The sequence below is a fragment of the Enterococcus hulanensis genome, from assembly GCF_005405485.1.
Lineage (GTDB): Bacteria > Bacillota > Bacilli > Lactobacillales > Enterococcaceae > Enterococcus_A > Enterococcus_A hulanensis.
Genome location: NZ_BJED01000042.1, coordinates 1 through 6241, shown reverse-complemented (window position 1 = coordinate 6241; position 6241 = coordinate 1). Strand labels below are relative to the sequence as shown.

Genomic DNA, 6241 nt, shown 5'->3' with positions numbered 1-6241 from the left:
CCTGTTCACCCGAAAAAGAACCTAACGATATCAAGTCTTCCATTGAGCGCATCTGAAGAAAGATTGTTGACGATTTTGTATCAACACCAGACCGTTGTTATTTCTCGAGAAGACCTCTGCAGAGAAATGTGGAGGAAACCCAAAACGCACTCGACGATGTCTCAACTCTCGACCTTAGTCAGTAAATTGAAGCGAAAGCTAGAAGAAGTCGGTCTAACTGGAGAGATTATTGAAACCTCTTGGGGGCAAGGGTATCGCTTGTCGGAACAAACCTATCAACAGTTGTATATGGAAGAGCATTAAATGTAGTGTTACATCAAGGTCTTGATCCTAAAAAAGCGACAAATTTCTTCGTTCAACTTCTACAGATGTCTCGAAAGTAAAATAAAGGAGACTGTTGCTGCTATGTTTGAGATACTAGCTGAATTAATTTTTGCTGGTTTGATTGAGGATCTCCTTCCCTCTTCTTCTGCGACTAGCTCAAAAAAAGTGAAAATCTGGCATGCTTTTTTCGCACAACATTTTATCTTTTAGCAACTGGACTATTTGTTTTATTAGCCCTAGGGGCTACAGATCGGAAACAGCTGTTTTAAGTCTTCTTCACGAATTAAAAAAAATAGACCTAACAGAATTTTGTTCTTTTGTCTTAACGAGTAAGAAAGAAATGATCATGTCCATTTGTGCGACTTCGCCAGAATAGTAAAAAAACTGCTCAAACCTATTGAGTAGTTTTTTTATGCCTGGAGATAGCGTAACGATACAATCTTTATGACCAAAAAGCAGAAAATAGGGTCTGAAATATTTTGTAAGACGAGGATCTATTATAGAAGGACCCGGACATGTGATGACAAGTGCGCCAACTTAAACACATTACTATAGTAGTATTATCACACACAAAATTTATTCAAATTGGTTATGCACCATGATCTCGCTCTCTTCATTTATCACGAATAGCTATACACTCCTACAAAAGAGCACAATAGGGTACACTCTATCTTGCCTAAGATTATCTTGGAGTAATGATTGGTTCGATCTAGCACAATAGAGTTGTTCAAAACTTGAAAGTCAGGATTTTCTTAGTATTCGGCAATGAAGAAAAAAGTTGGGAACAAGTCGAAAATCTTAGAAATATGAATGTCACACAAACTGATTGTGTGACATTCGCTAAAATAGCTCTATCCCTTGCGGCTCTAAGGAAAGCGAGTTTTTCCTCTGGTCGCTTTTTAATTAGTGCGTTTTGAATGTAACTTAAACACACTACTAGACGGTTTTTGTTACATTCGATAAATGTCTTTTTCCTGTTACTTTTGTTTAGTGAATTTTAGTTAAGGCATTTCCGTTGTGTCCATTTTGAGTGTACCTTAAATAGACAATGAGAGAGCGTTGGAAATATAGAATCGACAGTGTATGATTAGGGTGTATTTTAAAAAGTTCATGAGAGAAGGTTAGAAATTTGAAAGTTGCATATATTCGTGTTTCATCAATTGATCAAAATGAAAACCGTCAAGTAGAAGAGATGAAAAAATTTGGTGCAGAGAAATTTTATATTGAAAAGCAATCGGGTGCGACAATTACCCAACGTCCCATATTTCAAGAAGTCTTAGAATTTGTACGCGAGGAAGATATTTTTATCGTAGAAGCCATCGATCGACTAGGAAGAAATTATGACGAGATTATTGCTTCAGTCAATTATCTAAAAGAGAAAAATGTTCAATTGATCATAACTAGTTTACCAATTATGGCTGAAGCAATTGGGAATCCTTTATTGGATAAATTTATTAAAGATTTGATCATTCAAATTTTAGCTATGATTGCTGAACAGGAAAGAACAGAGTCAAAACGTCGTCAAGCACAAGGTATAAAAATCGCTAAAGAGAATGGTGTTTATCAAGGACGTCCCAAGTTATATAGTCTGAATTCAAAAAATCCTCAGCGAAGAGCAATCTACCGAGATATTGTAGAAGAGCTAGGAAAAGGAACACCTATTTCAAAAATAGCAAAAAACTATGGAATCACTCGCCAAACGGTTTATAGAATAAAAGAAGACTGCGCTCCTATTGATTAGGAACATAGTCTTTTTGTGCAATTTTCCAATTAAAGTTGTACGAAATATCTCTAAACGTTAGAATACAGAACTTATTTCGCAACAGCTTGATTTGATTATACGAAAAAAGTTTATTAACTAAATGAGTTATCTCAACAGAGAAGGTAAAAGTTCTTGTACATATTCAACACTGTAGTATTTCAATAGCTCGGCTATATTATCAAGAATTTCTTTTCGTAGATTCGGTTCAATATTTTCTTGATGAAGTGACTTCATAATGAACACAATCATTTCTTCCTTCGTCATTTCCTAATCCTCCAACTAAACATGTATCAATAAATTGAATCTTTTTAGTTTCCTTTTTTCATACTTATTAACCATTATGAAATCTCAAAGAGATCATCAAAATCAGTCTGATTGAAGAGTAGAATTCTCTTCGGTCCCAGTTTGATTAGTATCATCCCGAATTCAAACGACTCATTTCCAGAGGGTAAATCGATAATTGCTCGTCCATCTGTTGCTCCTTTTTCGGTTTTTTCAACTGGAAAGGGGGCGCAAAACTCTTTAATTTCACGCCAGTTATCCTTTGTATATAAGAGATAAGGGATATCCGATTTGTAATGACAAACACCTTTGGGATGGAGGTTAAGTTCTTTTTCTAAATCCATAATACAAATTTCCCTTCTTCGAATATATTAGCTGTTTCATAATAGAAACACGAACGTACTTTCGTAATCAATGATAGCAGGTAAATACTAAAAATCAAGACTGGAAATTGTAGGAAAAATCTATGAAAAGGATAAAACATTTTTTAGACAAAAGAAAATAGGCCGTGATGAAAGGGAAGATTCGAGGCAATGTTTTTTTGGGTAGATAAAGAAAAAACATTATTAAAACATGATGAATTGAAGACGTTTTTTAGCTTTTGTTTATATTTATTAAATAATCAGGTTTATTTTTACGGAAATCACTCTATAACGGTGACAAAAAGTAATTATATATTATAATAAATAAAGCATCTTCCTTATATATCAAGAAGATGCTTTATTTTTTGTGGTTAAATGACTCTATAAATAGGGCGGAATTTATTCTCAAATCTTACATAGTCTTACAAAAAACTAGAAAGAAACGACATTAACTCAGAATGAATTAACTTAATTGTTTGATAATTTGAAAACAGTTGATAAAGCAATTATATATTATTAATTATTATTAGGCAATATGATTCATCAAAATAATTATTTTTGATTAAAAGACAGATAGGCAAATAGATCGGTACACTTTTTTTATTGAAAAAGTTGAATAATAGGCTGAATTATGTGCCGTCTAATAAGCCGTCAGTATATAGGAGGAATTTAACATGCGTAAAGGTGAAAATATTTATCTTCGAAAAGATGGTCGCTGGGAAGGACGCTACCCGAAGGGAAGAAAGGTCGATGGGAAAATCAAATATGGCTACGTCTATGGGAAAAGCTATACAGAAGTTAGACAACGACTGTTCCCACTTCGCATCCAGTATCACACCCTACAAGAAATCCATGGGATGTCTAGTGAAACATTTGAAGAGTGGACGACTCAATGGTTAAGTGATGTAAATGGGAAAATCAAACCGTCGACGTTTTCAAGTTACTACTATAAACTATCCAAATACGTGTTACCGCTCCTTAGACAAGTCCCCTTGAATGAACTATCCAGTGTTCAAGGAAAATCACTCTTACAAGAACTTCAAAAGAAGTTAGCCAGATCCACGGTTCTAGTCATTTTTCGAATCGTGAATAAATGCCTGAATGCGGCCAAAAAGTGTGGACGAATCCTTTCCAATCCGTTTTCTGACATTCAGTTGCCAAAAGAAAAACGAAGTAAGGTCAGTGCGCTAACACAATTTGAACAACGGCAATTGATGAAGATTGCCCGAAAAGAAAAGAAAGGACGAGGGATTCCGGCTTTATTAGCCTTGCATTCCGGCATGCGGATCGGAGAGATCGCGGCACTGAAATGGTCAGACATTGATTTTGATAGTCGACTGATCCATGTCTCCCATACCTATCAACGCATCGGATCAATGGATTCAGCGAAGAAGACTCAGCTGCTTTTTGCCGATTCAAAAACGGAAGCCTCGGTTCGAGTGATTCCGATGGGGAGGGTCTTGAAAAAACTTTTATTGATGCATCGAAAACAATCAAAAGGGGTGTTTGTCTTCTCAACAAATGGGCAACCTTGCGAACCGCGCCTTTTAACCTATCATTTTCATCGCCTTCGGAAGAAGGCCAATCTAGGTTGGATCCATTTCCATCAATTGCGTCACACGTTTGCGACGCGTTGTTTAGAATCGAAGGCTGATATCTCGTCAGTCAGCGCCATTTTAGGACATGCTTCTACTCAGATGACGTTAGATACTTACGCAAATGCCATGATGGAACAGCGCACCCAAGTCATCGAGAAAATGGAAGAATGGATCAGTTGATCGCCCTTTAAAAAAATTGCACTATCCCAATTTTGGGTGACTCTTTTTTTATTTTTTAAGAAAGCGCTTACTATTCATCGCCCAATCGGATACGTTTGGATTCTCTTCTGAGATTCGTTGTTTCTAAGTAAAAAGAGCAACCTTATCGTATCTATAAAAATGATCCGCCGTCAATCTCCGTCAGTCCGCGTTCAAAGCCTTGCATTCATAAGGTTTTGGACGCTTTTCTAGTTTTTTGTAAGTCCAAGAAGTAAAACCGGGCGGTTTTTGTTAGAAAACTACAGAGAAGCAACCGTGAAAGGAGGTATGTTTATCGAAGGACAGACATACTAGTTTTTCATTAGTTTCCAATCCAGAACTGGTAGGAAAACCTCTCCATTTGTGTATTGGAAGAAGTGAGGCAGTGAGAAAATGGCGGCAACCTTTTTTCATGTACTTATTTTAACTAATTTAGGAGTAAAAAACAAAAAAAGAGTGAAGGAGTTTATTATGAAGAATAAAAGAAAATGGATTAGTAAAGCAGCACTTAGTTTAGGCGTGTTAACTATGTTGGGTGCAGCAGGGGCAGGAACGATAGATGTTGCTTTTGCAGCAGATCAAAATATTAGTGGGAACGCGGCGTCTGACAATACGTCGAAACGTTCGATTACTCTTTGGAAATATGAGATCAATAGTTCGGCAGAACTTGGCGAACGTGGAGACGGGACAAACCCAGATCCAAGTAAAGCGCCTGATTTAGGTGGCAAGAAATTAATGGCAGGTGTCAACTTTGAGATCATCAAAGTGAAAGCAATCGGTACAGCGTCCTTAACAGACCCGTTGGTTCAAAAAGAAAGCGTCGATTGGGAAGCAGATCCTACCTTTACAAAACAAACCGATGTAACAGGGGATGGCACTGGTGGAACCACCTTAGGTGCGTTGACCTTTGATGTGGGAACAGGAAAAGCCGCTGACGGGATCTACTTAGTTCGTGAAATTCCAGATAGTAACGGTGAGTATACGTATATAGATGAAAATGGCGATACGAAGAAAATCACTAAACCAATGGATCCATTCTTCGTGCATCTGCCACAAACGAAACGTGATGACACAGGCAAATTGATTTACGACGTGCATGTGTATCCAAAGAATATCGTCACTGATACAGAATTGGATAAAACGATCGAAGGCGGAAAAGGCTACTCCATTAAAGCTGGAAATTCCTTCAAATGGGAAGCAACAACGAAACTTCCTGATGGCTTATACGCTCTTGCGCCAAATGACATGACGATTCCAAATTACGTTGACCCAGATACTGGTACAACCTCTGATAAGAAGTTTGCGAAAGGTGACGAGATTTATGCTTCTTACTTTAGAGTAAGCGATAGCATCGATGAAAAACTGTTGTTAGAAGACGCAGAAGTTTATGCGATTGCTAGTGATGGCAGCAAAGTGAAATTAACGAATGGAACAGAATATACCGTTACATTGGATGGCACAACAATTACAAATCCGAACAAAGTAGAAGATTTGACCGAAGGGTCTAAGAAAAACGTTGTCGTTAGTTTGACGAAAGCGGGTATGAAAAAACTAGGTGAAGATGCCGATACTCATCTTCAAGTGGTTTACACGGTGAAAACGAACAAGGACTTCAATGGAACAATCTCCAACCAATACAGAATCGATTACTTGCTTCCTGGGGGAACGCCAGATGAAGGAACCAGTGATGAACCTGAGAATTACAATGGCGGCTT

General features: G+C 37.3%; 6 protein-coding genes. 4 read left to right on the top strand and 2 right to left on the bottom strand.

Going from position 1 to position 6241, the window contains the following annotated elements; genetic code table 11:
* Positions 1-303 (top strand): winged helix-turn-helix domain-containing protein (locus FFR60_RS22725; protein WP_137665948.1); only part of this gene is annotated, 303 nt, incomplete at its 5' end.
* 1150 nt (positions 304-1453) lie between these two features.
* Entirely contained in the window at positions 1454-2065 is a 612-nt protein-coding gene (locus FFR60_RS22720; RefSeq protein ID WP_137665947.1) for a recombinase family protein, read from the top strand.
* A 126-nt stretch (positions 2066-2191) separates the two neighbouring features.
* Here FFR60_RS22720 and FFR60_RS22715 read toward each other — a convergent pair whose 3' ends face one another.
* Both FFR60_RS22715 and FFR60_RS22710 read right to left on the bottom strand, forming a co-directional pair.
* The gene (locus tag FFR60_RS22715; protein ID WP_171005022.1) at positions 2192-2350 is read right to left on the bottom strand and encodes a hypothetical protein; all 159 of its coding nucleotides are present in this window, start codon (positions 2348-2350) and stop codon (positions 2192-2194) included.
* A gap of 74 nt (positions 2351-2424) precedes the next feature.
* Complete coding sequence (locus FFR60_RS22710) at positions 2425-2712, bottom strand: hypothetical protein (protein WP_137665946.1); 288 nt, start codon at positions 2710-2712, stop codon at positions 2425-2427.
* A gap of 692 nt (positions 2713-3404) precedes the next feature.
* Here FFR60_RS22710 and FFR60_RS22705 point away from each other — a divergent pair.
* Together FFR60_RS22705 and FFR60_RS22700 are read left to right on the top strand one after the other, a co-directional pair.
* A complete protein-coding gene (locus tag FFR60_RS22705; protein WP_137665945.1) occupies positions 3405-4508 on the top strand; it encodes a tyrosine-type recombinase/integrase in 1104 nt (367 codons plus the stop codon).
* A gap of 489 nt (positions 4509-4997) precedes the next feature.
* The coding region (locus FFR60_RS22700; protein WP_171005021.1) for a SpaH/EbpB family LPXTG-anchored major pilin at positions 4998-6241 on the top strand (1244 nt) is incomplete at its 3' end.

Coding starts and splice junctions, on each gene's coding strand:
- FFR60_RS22715 (WP_171005022.1), bottom strand. CDS start 2,350: ATGACGAAGGAAGAAATGATTGTGTTCATTATGAAGTCACTTCATCAA.
- FFR60_RS22710 (WP_137665946.1), bottom strand. CDS start 2,712: ATGGATTTAGAAAAAGAACTTAACCTCCATCCCAAAGGTGTTTGTCAT.
- FFR60_RS22705 (WP_137665945.1), top strand. CDS start 3,405: ATGCGTAAAGGTGAAAATATTTATCTTCGAAAAGATGGTCGCTGGGAA.